Source organism: Saccharophagus sp. K07, assembly GCF_014336955.1.
Lineage (GTDB): Bacteria > Pseudomonadota > Gammaproteobacteria > Pseudomonadales > Cellvibrionaceae > UBA5868.
In genome coordinates, this window is record NZ_QRAI01000004.1 from 161,257 (window position 1) to 176,182 (window position 14,926).

Below are 14,926 nucleotides of genomic sequence, written 5' to 3' on the forward strand. Positions count from 1 at the left end.
CCGTTGCGTCAGGCTTCAAGTGTAGACATCAATCAAATGAAAGCCCCCGTCATAATGAGCAATGTCCAAATAAGTGCGGGACGCTAAATCCCGTTTTAAATACCCATCCTGGTTTTTCAGCTCGCGCAACGCGGCAACATAGTCCTCGGTTTTTGTCCGGTTTGAGACCGATTCCGTTCGCGATCCCGCCGCCACTGACTCGTTGGTACGCTGCTCACCCGCCAATGGATTGGTTGGGCCAAGGGGGTAAACAAAGCCAGGATTTAAATTAACGGACATGGACGCAACTCCGGGCGATTCTCAAACACTGCCCGTTGTGATGGGGTGCGCTCGCGGACGGCTGAGATTGACAGCAATTATAGGCACAAGTTGCAAAGCGGAAAACGACCAGTCGGTCTTCGTTGGCAGATTAATTCCGACAAAGTGACCGATTGTGGAAAGACGAACTCGAAAAGGTGGTCATGCTTGGGTAGACTGTGCGCTCGTCTTGTCGGGGTGCTGGGTAGCAAAGGTGAAAACGCTGCTCGGCTGAGAAACACCCGCTGACCTGATCCGGTTAGTACCGGCGGAGGGAACGAGCGAAATTAAATGCCTGTCTTTTTGCATTTCTTATCCCTCCCTTGCCCGCGTCTAACTTTCCCTGAATTTTTATTAGAGATGTGAGTTGTCATGGCGATTGCGCCTGAATCCAGGAAACCTGCGGCAGTGGTTTTAAGTATTGCCGGTAGCGACAGTAGCGGCGGTGCGGGAATCCAGGCCGATTTAAAAACCGGCGCGGCATTTGGTGTATTTGTCGCGACCGCGATTACCGCCATCACCGCGCAAAATTCGGCGGGCGTGACCGGCATATATCCGATGACCGCCGCGCAGCTTGAGGCCCAGATCCAGGCGGTGCTCAACGGCTTGCCGGTCTCGGCCATCAAAATCGGCATGCTGGCCAATATTGAACTTGCCGAAACCGTTGCGCGCCTGCTGGAAACCACAAACCTGCCGGTGGTGCTCGACCCTGTAATGGGCGCCACCAGCGGCAGCAGTCTGGTGACCGAACAAGGTGTCACTGAATTTTTCCGCGATCGATTATTGCCTCTTGCCACAGTGGTCACGCCCAATGTGGCGGAAGCCGCCCGTTTATTGGATGCGCCACTGGCTTCCAGTTACGAAGAGTTGGAGCAACAAGCGCTCGCCCTGCATAAACGTAGTGGCCGCGCGGTGCTGCTCAAAGGTGGCGATGCACAATTGCCCCTGGCGGTGGATTATCTGGTGACCGACGAAGGCGTCAAACCCTTCTCTGCACCGCGCCAGGAAACCAGCCACACCCACGGCGGCGGTTGCACCCTGGCTTCCGCTATTGCAGCCAGTCTGGCGCAAGGGCTCGCGCTTGAGCAGGCAGTGGCGGCGGCCAAGACCTATATCCAGGGCGCCATTGCTCACAGCCCGCGTTTACAGCTGGTACCCCACAACGGCCCGATCCACCACTTTTACCAATATTGGTAAAAGTGACCCCCCATCCAGAGAGGAGCTCTATGAAACCGCAATCCGAACATTCTTTTGTCAATTCGCAGGCCCGGGTGGATGAGTCCTCGGTTCAGCCATTTCCCCAATCCCGCAAGATTTATGTGCAAGGCTCGCGTCCCGATATCCTCGTGCCTATGCGCGAAATCACCTTGGCGGATACGCCGACGGATTTTGGTGGCGAGAAAAATCCACCAGTGCGGGTGTACGACACTTCCGGTCCTTACACCGACCCGAATGTAAAAATTGATATACGCAAAGGTTTGCCGGATGTGCGCAGCGCGTGGATTGAAGAACGCGGCGATACGGAATTATTGCGCGGCAACAGTTCGACCTTTACCCGCGAACGCCTGCACGACCCGAAACTGGCAGCGCTGCGGTTTGAGCATATTCGCAGTCCGCGCCGCGCCAAGCCCGGCCACAACGTCACACAAATGCACTACGCGCGCAAAGGCATTATTACTCCGGAGATGGAGTACATCGCCATTCGTGAAAATATGAGTTTGCAGCAGGCGCGCGAGCAGGGCGTGTTGGCAGAACAACATCCGGGCATGAGCTTCGGTGCGAGCATTCCCAAAGAAATCACCCCGGAATTTGTTCGCTCGGAAGTGGCGCGCGGACGGGCGATCATCCCCGCCAATATCAACCACACCGAATTGGAGCCGATGATTATCGGCCGTAATTTTTTGGTCAAAATTAACGGCAATATCGGTAATAGCGCGATCAGCTCCTCTATTGATGAAGAAGTGGCGAAGCTGACCTGGGGAACCCGCTGGGGCGCGGACACCATCATGGATTTGTCCACCGGTAAAAATATTCACGAAACCCGCGAGTGGATTATCCGCAACTCGCCCGTACCCATTGGTACTGTGCCGATTTATCAGGCGTTGGAAAAAGTCGGCGGCATCGCCGAAGAGCTGACCTGGGAAATCTTCCGCGACACCTTGATCGAGCAGGCGGAACAGGGAGTGGATTATTTCACCATTCATGCGGGCGTATTGCTGCGCTATGTGCCCCTCACCGCCAAGCGCGTCACCGGCATCGTCAGTCGCGGCGGTTCCATCATGGCGAAATGGTGCCTGGCGCATCACAAGGAAAACTTCCTCTACACCCATTTCGAAGAAATCTGCGAAATCATGAAGGCCTATGATGTGAGCTTCTCTCTGGGAGATGGTTTGCGTCCTGGCTCCATTGCCGATGCCAACGACGCAGCGCAATTTGGCGAATTGGAAACTCTCGGTGAATTAACCCAAATCGCCTGGAAGCACGATGTGCAGACCATGATCGAAGGCCCCGGTCACGTGCCTATGCATATGATCAAGGAGAACATGGATAAGCAATTGGAAGTCTGCAAAGAGGCGCCTTTCTACACCTTGGGGCCGCTGACCACCGACATAGCGCCGGGCTACGACCACATCACCTCCGGTATTGGTGCGGCCATGATCGGCTGGTTCGGTTGCGCCATGCTCTGTTATGTGACGCCGAAAGAGCACCTGGGCCTGCCCAACAAGGACGACGTGAAAGAAGGCATCATCACCTACAAGATTGCCGCTCATGCCGCCGACTTGGCCAAAGGTCACCCAGGTGCGCAGCTGCGCGACAATGCGCTGTCCAAAGCGCGTTTTGAATTCCGCTGGGAAGACCAGTTCAACCTGGGACTGGACCCGGACACTGCGCGCGAATACCACGACGAAACCCTGCCCAAGGATTCCGCCAAGGTCGCGCATTTCTGCTCCATGTGCGGACCGAAATTCTGCTCGATGAAAATTACCCAGGAAGTGCGCGACTACGCAGCCTCTCAGGGAGTGGTGACGGATGTCGAAGCGGAAACCGTTACCCTGGTGGATGTGCAGGCGGAGATGGAAGCCAAGGCGCGTGAATTCCGCGCAAGCGGCAGCGAGATCTACCACAAGGTTTAAAAGTTGAGAGACGAGGACAGGTTATGGTGCGAGACGTGAAATTTTCCCGACAGGACGTCGAGGTGGTGAAAGAAGAGCCGATCTATTCCGGCTTCTTTCGCCTGGTCAATGTACGTCTCCGCCACCGCCTGTTCCGCGGCGGCTGGAGTCGCGAATTCAGCCGCGAACTCTTCGCCAAGGCGGAAGCGGCTTCTGCCGTGGTTTATGACCCGGTGCTGGATTTGATCGGGCTGGTGGACCAATTCCGCGTGGGCACTCTCGACTCACCTTATGGTCCCTGGACTCTGGAAAGTGTTGCCGGCATGGTCGAGGAAGGTGAGAGTCCGGCGAATATGATGTTGCGCGAGTTGCAGGAGGAAGCCGGTCTGCAAGCCAAGGATTTGCTGCCCATCACCGGCTTCTACCCAACCCCCGGCAGCTGCAACGAATACACCCATTTGTTCTGTGCCATCTGCGACTTAAGTGGCGCAGGTGGACTGTTCGGCGTGGATGGTGAGAACGAGGACATACTGTTCACCGCTTACCCAGCCGACGATGTGTTCAATGCTATGCTTCAGAGTAGAATGAACAACGCCGCCACATTAATAGGTTTGCAGTGGCTTCAGCTCAACCGCCCTCGATTGCGCGCACAATGGCAAAGCTGGTCGTAGGCACACAGGAGAATCCGTGATGAGAAAACCGCGATGGTAAAGGTGCTCGAACGACCCAGAGTTAAGCAGTCTCTGACCGTGAGCCTGCCTGATCATCACTCCTGCTGTGAAATCAATTACCACCGCTGTATGTCTCTTTTCCCCGGTTGCCGGGGTGACCGTGCGAGCTGGACATTTACCATAGGCGCCATTCGCGAAACCGCTGTTAAAGTCGAGTTGGAAGAAGCTGCTCCCTACACCTCCACTCTGCTGATCACGCAAACCTATTTAGCTCCTTTTTATCTTCAGGCACCGCAATTGCGTGTGCGTTTGTATCACGATGTAGGCATGGCTGAGGTGATTGCCTGGAATCGCCATCGCCACTGGCGGCCGGTGTATCAATACCCCAATCCGCATATGTACCACCCGGATGAAAAAATGGCGCTCAACCGCTTTTTGAGCGAGCTGCTGGTGCACTGCCGTAAATTGGGAATTGCCGACAATGCAATCTGTGAGTCGATTCGCATTAACAGAAACTAGCCACTGGCGAAATCGGAATTCACGTTCAAACTAGCTTCATATCAATCGGATATTTTCGATAAATCGAGCGACCTGAGGCAGTTTGAAGTAGTGGTGGGAGAATGACGAGCTTGAACGGTTCATCTATTAGGATTTTGCAAATTTCGGATTGCCATCTGGGGCGCGACGCCGACGAATCGCTGCTCGGTCTCAGAACGGCGGACAGCCTGACAGACGTGTTGGAACGCGTTGTCGAACAGGAAAAACCTTTCGATCTCGTGTTGTGCAGCGGCGATATTTCCAACGACGGCACCACGGCTTCCTACGATCGGTTTATTCAAACCGTACGGCGTTATTTGCCCTCCACACCGCTAGCGTGGTTGCCCGGCAATCACGACGACCCCGCAAGCATGCGCACCATTGTTTCCGCTGCGCCCAAATCCGATTTTGTCAGCATCGGCGGCTGGAACATTATCCTGCTGAATTCGCGCGTGCCTTTTGAAGAACGCGGCGAGTTGCCGCAGCGGGAATTGGATCGCCTGGAGCGCTTATTGGAATCCGATCCCGTATCGCCTACGTTGATTTTCCTGCATCACCAGCTCGTACCTGTTGGCAGCGCCTGGATCGATCAATATGTGGTGAGCAACGCGGCAGAATTTTTCGCCATTACTGATCGTTTTGAGAATGTGCGTGCGGTGTCCTGGGGACATGTCCACCAGGAGTTTTATACCGTGCGCAATGGCGTCGATTTATTGGCAACTCCCTCCACCTGTGTGCAGTTCAAACCGCTGCGCGACGACTTTACGGTGGACAGCGCCATGCCCGGTTATCGGGTCTACGACCTTCATCCCAACGGGGTCTATACTACTCAGGTCAGCCGGGTAGTCGAACGCACCTATATGATCGATATGGCCTCTGACGGCTATTGACCGTTTTTCTACCCCGCCAATACCCACATCAGGCCCCCTCGGGGCCTGATGCTTTTCTGGATGGTATTTTTTCATAACGGCTTTGCGCGACGGTGCTGCCCGTCCTGCTTAATCAAAGGATGAAAGTTATGCCTACTATGTTGTACATCCATGGGTTCCTGAGCTCCCCCAAATCGGCCAAAGCCCTGGCGACCCACCGTTGGTTACGATACCACCGCCCCGAATGGCGATATGAATGTCCGTTCTTATCCTCCCGCCCCATCGAAGCCCGCTCTGAGCTTGAAGCCCAAGTCACCCGATTGTTGGAAGAAGACGAAGACATCTATCTGGTCGGCAGCTCTTTGGGTGGGTTCTGGTCGACCTATCTGGCGGAGCGTTACAACCTTCCCGCTGTTTTGATCAATCCTGCGGTCAGCCCGCAGCGGCGGTTTACGGAGCTTGTTGGTCAACCTTTAAAAAACTACCATACCGGCCAACCTTTCACCCTGACCCAGCAGGATCTGGAAGAACTGGAAGCGTGCGATGTGGAACGTCTGCACGATACAGATCTCTACTGGCTGCTGGTGCAAACGGGTGATGAAACACTGGATTATCGCGATGCTGTCAAAAAATATCAGGGATGCCGGCAAACCGTAGAAACGGGCGGCAATCATGCTTTCGAAGGTTACGAAGGCTGGTTGGCGGAAATCGCCGCTTTTTTTGAAGAATACTCGTTTAATAAACACGAAAGCGCTTCATACAAATAAAGTTATCTGGCTGATTCGGCCGAATTTGCGATAACTTCGAGAAGCGCACAAATAAGAACGGCAGGGACGCGGTGAACCAATCAAATTCGGAAACAAGAGTGTTATGAGCAAATACACCGCTGAAGATATCGAAGTTCTCACCGGCCTGGAGCCCGTTAAAAAACGCCCAGGAATGTACACCGACACCACCCGCCCCAATCACCTCGCGCAAGAAATTATCGACAACAGCGTCGACGAAGCGCTCGCGGGTCACGCCAAAAAAATCGATGTCATCCTCCACAAAGATAATTCCGTTACCGTTGCCGACGATGGTCGCGGTATGCCGGTGGATATTCACCCGGAACAAGGTAAATCCGGTGTGGAAGTAATTTTGTCCACGCTGCACGCGGGTGGAAAATTCTCCAACAAAAATTACCAATTTTCCGGTGGTTTGCACGGTGTGGGGGTGTCGGTTGTAAACGCACTTTCCAAAATTCTGGAAGTCACCATTAAACGCGATGGCAAAATTTATCGCATCGGCTTTCAGGATGGCGACAAAACCGTAGATCTGCACGAAGTTGGCACTTGCGCCAAACGCGATACCGGCACCGCCGTGCGATTTTTGCCGAATCCAAAATATTTCGACTCACCGAAATTTTCCGTTTCGCGTCTGCGCCACGTACTGCGCGCAAAAGCTGTTTTGTGTCCCGGATTGCATATTTCCTTTTTGGATGAACAAAGCGGCGAAAAAGATGAGTGGTATTACGAAGACGGCCTGCGCGATTATTTAACCGGCGCGACACAAAATTGGCCGACGCTTCCGGAAACACCTTTTATTGGCAATTTCAACAGCGCGCACGAAGCTGTGGATTGGGCGGTGCAATGGTTGCCGGAAGGTGGTGACTTGGTGCAGGAAAGTTACGTTAACCTGATTCCCACCGCGCAAGGCGGAACCCACGTCAACGGTTTGCGCACCGGTTTAATGGAAGCCATGCGCGAATATTGCGAGCTGCGCAATTTGGTTCCGCGCGGCGTCAAACTCGCACCGGAAGATATCTGGATCAACTGCTGCTACGTGCTTTCCTACAAATTGGAAGATCCACAATTTTCCGGCCAAACCAAAGAGCGTTTGTCATCGCGCGAAGCGGCGGCATTTGTCGCCGGTGTCTGTAAAGACGCGTTCAGCTTGTGGCTCAACCAAAATACCGAAGACGGTGACAAGCTCGCCGACTTCGTTATCAACAACGCCCAAAAACGCGTGCGCTCCAGCAAAAAAATCGAACGCAAACGCGTAACGGCTGGACCAGCATTGCCTGGAAAACTCGCCGACTGTTCCACCGACGATCCATCCCGTGGTGAATTATTTTTGGTGGAAGGTGACTCCGCAGGCGGCTCCGCCAAACAAGCGCGCGACCGCGAAACCCAAGCCATCATGCCGCTGCGCGGAAAAATTCTGAACACCTGGGAAGTCGACAGCGCTGAAGTACTCGCCTCACAAGAAGTGCACGATATTTCGGTAGCCTTGGGAATCGATCCGGGCAGCGATGATTTAAGCAAATTGCGTTACCACAAAATCTGCATCCTCGCCGATGCTGACTCCGACGGTTTGCACATTGCTACTTTGTTATGCGCACTGTTCGTGCGCCATTTCCCTTCCCTGGTAAAAGCCGGCCACGTTTTTGTCGCCATGCCGCCGTTGTATCGCATTGATGTCGGCCAGGACGTTTACTACGCCCTCGACGAAGGCGAAAAACAAGGCATTCTCGACCGCCTTGCCGCCGAAAAGAAAAAAGGCAAACCCAACGTCCAGCGTTTCAAAGGTCTGGGCGAAATGAACCCCCTACAACTCCGCGAAACCACCATGGCCCCCGATACCCGCCGTTTGGTGCAATTAACCATCGACGATGACGATGAAACTCATCAAATTCTCGATATGTTGCTCGCGAAAAAACGCGCGGCGGATAGGAAGACGTGGCTGGAAACCAAGGGGGATTTGGCGGAGGCGGCGGTTTGACTAATTGAGAAAAAGCACCGACAGACTAGCTCTGTCGGGGTTATAGCTTTCTCCGTTGAGAGAGGAAATTTCAACTGTGAAAGGATCATGAGTAATGAAGGATCTTTCTTATTTTAGCGGCCATCATTTAGATGGCCTGACCTTTTGTAAGGAGGTTTATGCATTATTTGAAGAAATCCGTTCAACCCCAGATGGGGTGTCTAATCTGAGACTCAAAGCATCAGTTCTCGAAAAGAAACTGCTTGAAGAATTATTTCCTATTTGTAGGTATATTCAAACAAAATACAAGCCAGGACTTTATCTAACTGTTCAGTGGATTGACGGAAATCAGCAATTTGACGCCTTTGTTGGAGCAAGCGGGGAAAGCGTAAAGCAATTTGAGTCTCCGGCTCATTCATTTCTAGAAGTTACCTCTGCAGTACATCCTAAAGAATACTTGGCGCGGGAACGACTTCATACGCACGGATTATGTTATGGATATGACGGTTTGAAGCGGATAAAAGGAGATCGCAGCATAATGTCTGAGGTGGTGAGTTATAGTGGATTGAGTTTTATTAACGACGATGCGGAACGGATAGTCGACGCTATCAATAAAAAAGGCAAAATAAATTACCCAGATAATACAACATTGATCGTGCAATCTTCGCTTAGCACGATTTATTCGCTTGATGAGTGGCGTAGACTCGTAGATCTTGTTAGGTCAAAAGTTAAGTCAATTCCGTTCTTCGAAATTTTTATATGTGAGACTGGGGGCCGCTTCACGGATAGCTTATATCCATATGATAACCCTCAATAAGCATGTATATTTTTGCAAGACTTCTTCTGATGAAGAGAAAATTTTAATCATTTGATTTTACAATTTTTATGATTGCAACTGATTTGGTTGGTATGATTTATGTTGCGCCACTAAAGGCGGTTTTAGATCAATCCTGTTGTTTGTATGGGTACAAGATTTTTAGATATAAGAACATTAAAAGCATACTTTTATTTTTTCCGATTTGCTGACTTATTTTCAGTTGCGATCAAAAAAATTTTCAAACGTTCGAGCTGTAGAATTTACTCGGACGGGCAAGAGCAGTTTCGTCAAAAAATTCAATTGTCGGAAGATCAGGTTGCGCAATTTTTTAATCGAGCCGGACAAATGTCGGCTAGGCGCATACAAGACAAATTTGATTATTTGCCTTCTTTTGTAAAAGGAGGTGTGCAGTAGTAAGAGAAAAGATTGTGAGTTTGTAGTGCGCGAAAGTGCCACAGAAGAGCTAGCCTGTGGAAGCCGGCAGTTATTCTTTGGGTGTGCGAATTGCGAAGAAATTCTTCTGATGGTAAAGGCGTCGGAAGACGCTGCGCTTTTTTCCGACCTACGGCGAAGGATTCCTGAGCCTGAATCGCAAAATTCGCGAACCTCCATCTTCCCCTGATATGAGTTCATGTATGTGGAATGCTCCGCCCGGTTGTTTGACGATGGATTTATCTTGTTCTTCGGAAACTAATCTCCAGATTATTGTGGAGTCGGGATCTGGTCGGTAAGTTTCTGTTTTGCCTTCACTGGAAGAAGGGTTGTTGTACAGGATAATGATGTCACTCTTTTTATCGGGTGTGGTAATAATGGTTAAGCGCTCTGTGCCGATCACCTCGCCGAATTCTTTTTTGCTCCATGGTCGGAAAATTATTTGAGCTTCCACAGAATATTGGATGATGTTGTTTTGATTTTGTATTGGTTCATGGGCGAATGCGATTGAGGCATTCAGAGCAAGGAGTGATATAAGTATCTTAAACATAAATGTCCTTATTGAGATTAATCTAGTAGTTGCTTATCGAAGCTACCGAGATGCAGGGCTGAAAAATTAGTACTGGCCGTTGGGTAGCTTATATCTTACCCGTGGTGCTGTAACCAACAGAGTTTGAGGGTACACAAAGCTTTACCACATTAATAACACGACCGAAACGAAACACAACGTATGCCGCCGGCTCATTGCGATTGGAAGGCCCCAACGCGGAGCGTTCTTGTACAAGGCGTTCGTCTATAAATCTTGTGAAAGATCACGGATGATACTAATCTAGTTACTTGTCTATAAGTAACGAGATTAGTCTCAATGTCGGATCTTCAGGCAGTTCGTAACCTCCTGTCGAGTGGCCAAGCCCTGAAGGTGGATGATTTTTCATCTCTGGGCTTGTCCCGTCCCACCCTATTTCGCTGTTTAAACAAGCTTGTGGAGGAGGGGAAGATAGTGCGGGTTCAGCGCGGACGGTATCAATTGGCGGCCACAGCCGAGGCTGTTGACCCATGGGTAATGGCAACGCGGGCTGTGCCTGACGGCGTGCTTTGCCTGTTGTCTGCTCTTGCTTTCCACCAGTTGGGGACTCAGCTGCCGGCTGATGTATGGCTCGCTATACCCAAGAGTGCGTATAGACCCAAGCTGGACTATCCGCCTATTCAATATGTGCATTTCTCTGCAGCGGCATTCCATAGTGGTATTGAGGAACATCAAATGCAGGGAGGAGTAGTGCGAGTCTATTCAATAGCTAAAACAATTGCGGACTGTTTTAAATTTCGCAATCGCTTGGGACTAGATGTGGCATTAGAGGCTCTGAAGGACGCGCTTGAGCAGCGCCGGGTGACAATCAGCGATTTGTTGACTATGGCAAAAGTATGTCGGGTACAGGCAGTTATGGCGCCATATATTGATGCCATCGTGAGTGGCTAATTAAAAGGGAGGAAGGGACCGTGAGCAAATACACCTGCTTCAATTCGACAAAGACTGTTGAATTATGCAAAAGAAAATAAAGTGGATTTTCAGCAAGTTCTTACCCGATACGGATTGGAGCGGCTGTTATATAGATTGTCCCAGTCGACAGAGCGGCGACAGTTTATTTTGAAGGGGGCGATGTTATTTCGGCTATGGATAAATGTCCCTCACCGACCTACGTCAAACTAAATTGCCAACAGAATTGCCAGCTGGCCTAAGGTTAGAGTTCGCTTCAATTCGGGGAGCGCAATGGCAACAATTTTTAAAGCGCAACAGGTTAACGGCGCCGAAGTTGGAAAATGTTATTGAAGCGATAACAGATAAATGTTGGCCGTTAATGTTGCAAGCAGCGCGAATAAGCCGATGATTTTCATTTCGTACAAATCTTTACAGCACCCCTCCCTCCACTCGCCTAATATTCTCTCACCGGCGGCTTGACCGGAAGGATATTCAAAAGGAGATGTTTGTGTTTGATCGAAAATATTTGGTTATTTCCCTCTTTTACGCTGTGGTGGGTTTGTTGTTAGGGATTTATATGGCGGAGGCCAGGAATCACAGTTTGATGGTTGTACATGCCCATATGATGTTGTTGGGTTTTGTGGTTTCGTTTATTTACGCTGTGATCTACAAAAATTGGTTGCCTCGTGCCTTCGGTCCTCTTGCGCTTGCCCAATTTAGTCTGCATCAAGTTTCCACTCTGGTCCTGATCTCTGGCTTGTTTTTGCTTTATAAGCAGATGGCGCCGGAGCCAGTTCTTGGGCGGATCCTAGGTGTGTCGTCCCTGGGTGTATTAATCTCATTGCTGTTGATGATTGTTTTGGTGCTTAAGGAAAAGTCAGTTCGTGCAGCGGAATATGCTTTAACTTAAATCAGTTCTCCTTAGAGGGAGATGGGCATCTACGGTACGGGGCTTTTAGCCCCTTTTTTATGCTCTGCAAAATCCGTCTCGCCTGTTACACATTCGGCTTGCTATATTGGCCTGTAAGTCAAACACGCCGGAGGGTTGTATGGATGAGTTTATGCAGTTGGCCATCGAAGAAGCCAAGTTGGGTTTGCAGGAGGGTGGGATTCCGATTGGGTCGGTGATTGTGCATCAGGGTAAGGTGATCGGGCGCGGGCATAACCGGCGGGTGCAGCAGGGCAGTGTGGTTTTGCATGGTGAGATGGATGCGTTTGAGAACGCTGGGCGCCAGCCTGCGTCGGTTTATCGCGACTGCACGCTGTACACCACGCTTTCGCCTTGCCCTATGTGCACAGGGGCGATTTTGTTGTACGGCATTAAAAAAGTCGTCATCGGCGAAAATCAAACTTTTATGGGCGATGAGGATTTGTTGCGTTCGCGCGGTGTATCCGTGACGGTGTTGCAGGATAAAACCTGTATTCAATTGATGCAGGATTTTATTGCGGCAAAACCGGAGTTGTGGAACGAGGATATTGGAGTTTAACTTGTGAATAAACTCGGCTGAGTGGTTTGTTCAGCCGAGTTTACGTCAATTATTTTGCGTGCACTTGCTTGGATAAGTTTGATGAGCTTTTTCTGCGCTGGAATACGTAAATCAAACCAACTAATGTCCATACAGTTACAACATAAAGGCCATATAGCAACGGCTTTTGTTCTGCTGCAATTTCCGGGAAAAGCCATGTTGAAATAGTGGCGCTGCCGTTAAGACTGAGGTGCAGCATAATGGCAATCCAAACGCTGCTGTTGGTTCTTTGATAAATCCAGGAATACAGGTAAGTGGAACCGAGCACCGCCGTTGCAAACAATGCAATGGACCAGACTGTGACCGGCATGCCGCTGATGGCGGTTCCTGTGGCAGCCCAGAATAAGGGCGCATGCCAGAGCGCCCATACGAATCCCAGCAGAATATTGGCGCGGCCGAATTCCCGTTTGAGGTTAAATTGCGGCAGAGCGTAGCCGCGCCAGCCCAATTCCTCCGCCAAAGGACCCAACAATATCGATACCAATAAAATAACCGGAATCCAAGGCAAAACCCCGTAATTGGCATTTCCTAAATGGCCGCCAGCAAAATAAAACAATGCAAGTGATGCAGCGTAAATAGCGGGACCTATCAACAGTATCAAAACACTCCAGCGCAATGCGGCAAAAGCGGTAAGTCTGCGGCGGAATAAATGTTTGATTCCCGCAATGCCATCAAAATAGGCACTCAATAAAATGGCGCAGAGACTCGGGCCATAGGCGCCGAGAAAAAATAATACGAGCGTACTTCCGGAGGATTTAAATAAATCGCCTTGAATATCGGCCAAAATCGGCAGCCAGCAGCTCCAGGAAAAAATGCAGGTGACTACTGCAAAAGTCGCAAATTTATGATGGCTTAAAAATGTTTTCATAAGTCAGTCCTTTGTGAAGATAAGTATTGCGTGGGAGTACTATCAAATAAGATCCAATTTGCGCCCAAACCAAATTACTGTTGAGCTAAAAAGGATGCCGGAAGTAACCAGACCTATTTGCAGCAATGAAACGACCGTCAGACTGTTGGCCCAATGAAAAATGGTTGAACCGCCGCTAATCAATGCGGGCGTAGCAAGAACCAACCCTGTGGTTGCGGCGATAATTTTGATTTTGCGTGTACTTCGTGGTGCAGGCAGGGCTTGCATGGTTTTTTCGACAAAACCATCGTCGGCGATATAGGGAGTGCTGTTGCGCAGGTGTTTGGCTAAAAAGCTGTCGAATTCGTCGTGTGGCTCGTGAGACATAATCAACTCCAGTCTGCCAATAATTGTTTTAGCCGCGCTTTGCCGCGCGCTACGTGAGTTTTCAGCGTGCCGAGGGGAATACCCATTACGCCAGCCGCTTCCTCGTGCGATAAGCCGTCTTCAAAACAGAGTCGCACGGCAATTTGTTGTGCTTCACTGAGTTGTTTGAGCGCCTGTTCTATATCGCCCGTTCGCGCAATATTCGTAGCCTCGCATTCAGCGGCGGGAATTTCGGCGGCGCTGTCCAGGTCGCACCACTCAATGCGTTTTTTTCGCCATTTACTCGCGGCGGCGTTAAAGGCAATGCGATACAACCAGACGGAAAATTTCGCATCGCCTTGGAAACTCGCCAGCGCGCCATAGGCTTTGATAAATACTTCCTGAGCCAGATCGTCCGCAGTGTGATGGTCGCCGTTGCATAAACGTCTGCACCATTGGCGCAACTGTGACTGGTAGCGCAGGGCGAGCTGGCCGTAGGCGTGGCGATCGCCGTGATCGACCACCCGCGCTATCAAATCCTTGTCGGATAGGGACATGGGCGGAATCCGTTCCGACTAAGCTGCTTTGCGGCTGAGTTTCCAGCTGACTAGTTGTGCACCTCCCAAACCGATCAAAATCAGGCCGAAGGTTCCCGCTGCGGGGCCATTTATCGCAGTCAGAAAGATCGCGATACCTGCACCTAAACCGAGATTTTTGAGGCCCCGGCTGAGATCTTTATCTGCCGAATTCGCAGGGTCATCGAAAAACAACAGACTTTCTGGCACGTCTTTGCCGGCATCGATTAGCTTGTTAATGCACTCGCGGCGAATTTCGCCAAAGCGTCTTTGCGAACGGTAGTGCTGCAGGACCAAAATAATCGCGAGCGCAATCGGACCACCAAAAATCAACAAAATCGCCAAAACAGGTGCCACTACGCCTATGTAATCCGGAGTGTAGGCATTCAGCACGCCTTCAATGCTGTTGGGATTTTGGGGTGTCAGGGATTGTTGTGCTGCGTGCAGTTGAGATTCCGCCCCCGTCAAATCTCCTGTTTGCGCAATGCTGTGCAGCGAAAGCATGAGTGCGGCCAGTGTCAAAAAGGTCACCAAACAGTGGATGGCCGAGCGGCGTAAGCGAATCAGATTCATGGAAAAGTCCCCTACAAATGTGGATTGCGAATATAAGACGCCGCGACCTGCGTGTTTGGATTCAGCGATCACAAAATTTTTTTAACG

Annotated in this window: 18 protein-coding genes and 1 riboswitch; of the genes, 12 read left to right on the plus strand and 6 right to left on the minus strand. The window is 50.8% G+C overall.

Translation table 11 applies throughout. From position 1 onward, the window contains the following. Positions 1–15: 15 nt before the first annotated feature. Complete coding sequence (locus DWB84_RS13030; RefSeq protein ID WP_187410249.1) at positions 16–279, minus strand: hypothetical protein; 264 nt, start codon at positions 277–279, stop codon at positions 16–18. Between the two features lie 202 nt (positions 280–481). Continuing rightward, positions 482–591, plus strand: a riboswitch (TPP riboswitch). A gap of 78 nt (positions 592–669) precedes the next feature. On the opposite strand from DWB84_RS13030, the gene thiD reads away from it, so the two are divergent. The 8 genes from thiD to DWB84_RS13070 all read left to right on the plus strand — a co-directional run bounded on the left by thiD (position 670) and on the right by DWB84_RS13070 (position 9,043). Next, positions 670–1,494, plus strand: coding sequence for a bifunctional hydroxymethylpyrimidine kinase/phosphomethylpyrimidine kinase (gene thiD / locus DWB84_RS13035; protein ID WP_187410250.1), 825 nt, complete (start codon positions 670–672; stop codon positions 1,492–1,494). A gap of 29 nt (positions 1,495–1,523) precedes the next feature. Continuing rightward, a complete protein-coding gene (gene thiC / locus DWB84_RS13040) occupies positions 1,524–3,431 on the plus strand; it encodes a phosphomethylpyrimidine synthase ThiC (protein WP_187410251.1) in 1,908 nt (635 codons plus the stop codon). Positions 3,432–3,454: 23 nt separating this feature from the next. Then, entirely contained in the window at positions 3,455–4,081 is a 627-nt protein-coding gene (locus tag DWB84_RS13045; protein ID WP_187410252.1) for an NUDIX domain-containing protein, read from the plus strand. 33 nt (positions 4,082–4,114) lie between these two features. After that, positions 4,115–4,600, plus strand: a complete 486-nt coding sequence (locus DWB84_RS13050) for a DUF1249 domain-containing protein (RefSeq protein ID WP_187410253.1) — start codon at positions 4,115–4,117, stop codon at positions 4,598–4,600. 101 nt (positions 4,601–4,701) lie between these two features. Continuing rightward, positions 4,702–5,508: a 3',5'-cyclic-AMP phosphodiesterase gene (gene cpdA / locus DWB84_RS13055; RefSeq protein WP_187410254.1), complete on the plus strand. Its 807-nt coding sequence runs from the start codon at positions 4,702–4,704 to the stop codon at positions 5,506–5,508. A gap of 128 nt (positions 5,509–5,636) precedes the next feature. Then, a complete protein-coding gene (locus DWB84_RS13060; RefSeq protein WP_187410255.1) occupies positions 5,637–6,254 on the plus strand; it encodes a YqiA/YcfP family alpha/beta fold hydrolase in 618 nt (205 codons plus the stop codon). A 103-nt stretch (positions 6,255–6,357) separates the two neighbouring features. Continuing rightward, on the plus strand, positions 6,358–8,247 hold the full coding sequence (gene parE, locus DWB84_RS13065) for a DNA topoisomerase IV subunit B (RefSeq protein WP_187410256.1): 1,890 nt from the start codon (positions 6,358–6,360) through the stop codon (positions 8,245–8,247). Positions 8,248–8,341: 94 nt separating this feature from the next. Next, positions 8,342–9,043 carry a hypothetical protein gene (locus DWB84_RS13070; RefSeq protein WP_187410257.1) on the plus strand — a complete coding sequence of 234 codons (702 nt, stop codon included), beginning with the start codon at positions 8,342–8,344 and terminating at the stop codon, positions 9,041–9,043. A gap of 562 nt (positions 9,044–9,605) precedes the next feature. Here DWB84_RS13070 and DWB84_RS13075 read toward each other — a convergent pair. After that, a complete protein-coding gene (locus DWB84_RS13075; protein WP_187410258.1) occupies positions 9,606–10,025 on the minus strand; it encodes a hypothetical protein in 420 nt (139 codons plus the stop codon). Positions 10,026–10,340: 315 nt separating this feature from the next. On the opposite strand from DWB84_RS13075, the gene DWB84_RS13080 reads away from it, so the two are divergent. The 4 genes from DWB84_RS13080 (at position 10,341) to DWB84_RS13090 (ending at position 12,439) form a co-directional block, all read left to right on the plus strand. Continuing rightward, positions 10,341–10,952 carry a type IV toxin-antitoxin system AbiEi family antitoxin domain-containing protein gene (locus DWB84_RS13080; RefSeq protein WP_187410259.1) on the plus strand — a complete coding sequence of 204 codons (612 nt, stop codon included), beginning with the start codon at positions 10,341–10,343 and terminating at the stop codon, positions 10,950–10,952. A gap of 81 nt (positions 10,953–11,033) precedes the next feature. Next, positions 11,034–11,183 (plus strand): nucleotidyl transferase AbiEii/AbiGii toxin family protein, encoded by a 150-nt coding sequence (locus DWB84_RS19400; protein WP_370589724.1) that lies wholly within the window; start codon positions 11,034–11,036, stop codon positions 11,181–11,183. A 277-nt stretch (positions 11,184–11,460) separates the two neighbouring features. Beyond that, positions 11,461–11,862 carry a TonB-dependent receptor gene (locus DWB84_RS13085; RefSeq protein WP_370589717.1) on the plus strand — a complete coding sequence of 134 codons (402 nt, stop codon included), beginning with the start codon at positions 11,461–11,463 and terminating at the stop codon, positions 11,860–11,862. A 139-nt stretch (positions 11,863–12,001) separates the two neighbouring features. Continuing rightward, on the plus strand, positions 12,002–12,439 hold the full coding sequence (locus DWB84_RS13090; RefSeq protein WP_187410261.1) for a nucleoside deaminase: 438 nt from the start codon (positions 12,002–12,004) through the stop codon (positions 12,437–12,439). A 49-nt stretch (positions 12,440–12,488) separates the two neighbouring features. On the opposite strand, the gene DWB84_RS13095 is transcribed toward DWB84_RS13090, so the two are convergent. The 4 genes from DWB84_RS13095 to DWB84_RS13110 are packed head-to-tail and all read right to left on the minus strand — an operon-like array spanning position 12,489 to position 14,839. Continuing rightward, positions 12,489–13,346 carry a CPBP family intramembrane glutamic endopeptidase gene (locus DWB84_RS13095; RefSeq protein ID WP_187410262.1) on the minus strand — a complete coding sequence of 286 codons (858 nt, stop codon included), beginning with the start codon at positions 13,344–13,346 and terminating at the stop codon, positions 12,489–12,491. 42 nt (positions 13,347–13,388) lie between these two features. Then, positions 13,389–13,712, minus strand: a complete 324-nt coding sequence (locus DWB84_RS13100; RefSeq protein WP_187410263.1) for a hypothetical protein — start codon at positions 13,710–13,712, stop codon at positions 13,389–13,391. A 2-nt stretch (positions 13,713–13,714) separates the two neighbouring features. Beyond that, the gene (locus DWB84_RS13105; RefSeq protein ID WP_187410264.1) at positions 13,715–14,248 is read right to left on the minus strand and encodes an RNA polymerase sigma factor; all 534 of its coding nucleotides are present in this window, start codon (positions 14,246–14,248) and stop codon (positions 13,715–13,717) included. Between the two features lie 18 nt (positions 14,249–14,266). Next, positions 14,267–14,839, minus strand: a complete 573-nt coding sequence (locus tag DWB84_RS13110) for a DUF6249 domain-containing protein (protein WP_187410265.1) — start codon at positions 14,837–14,839, stop codon at positions 14,267–14,269. Positions 14,840–14,926: the final 87 nt, after the last annotated feature.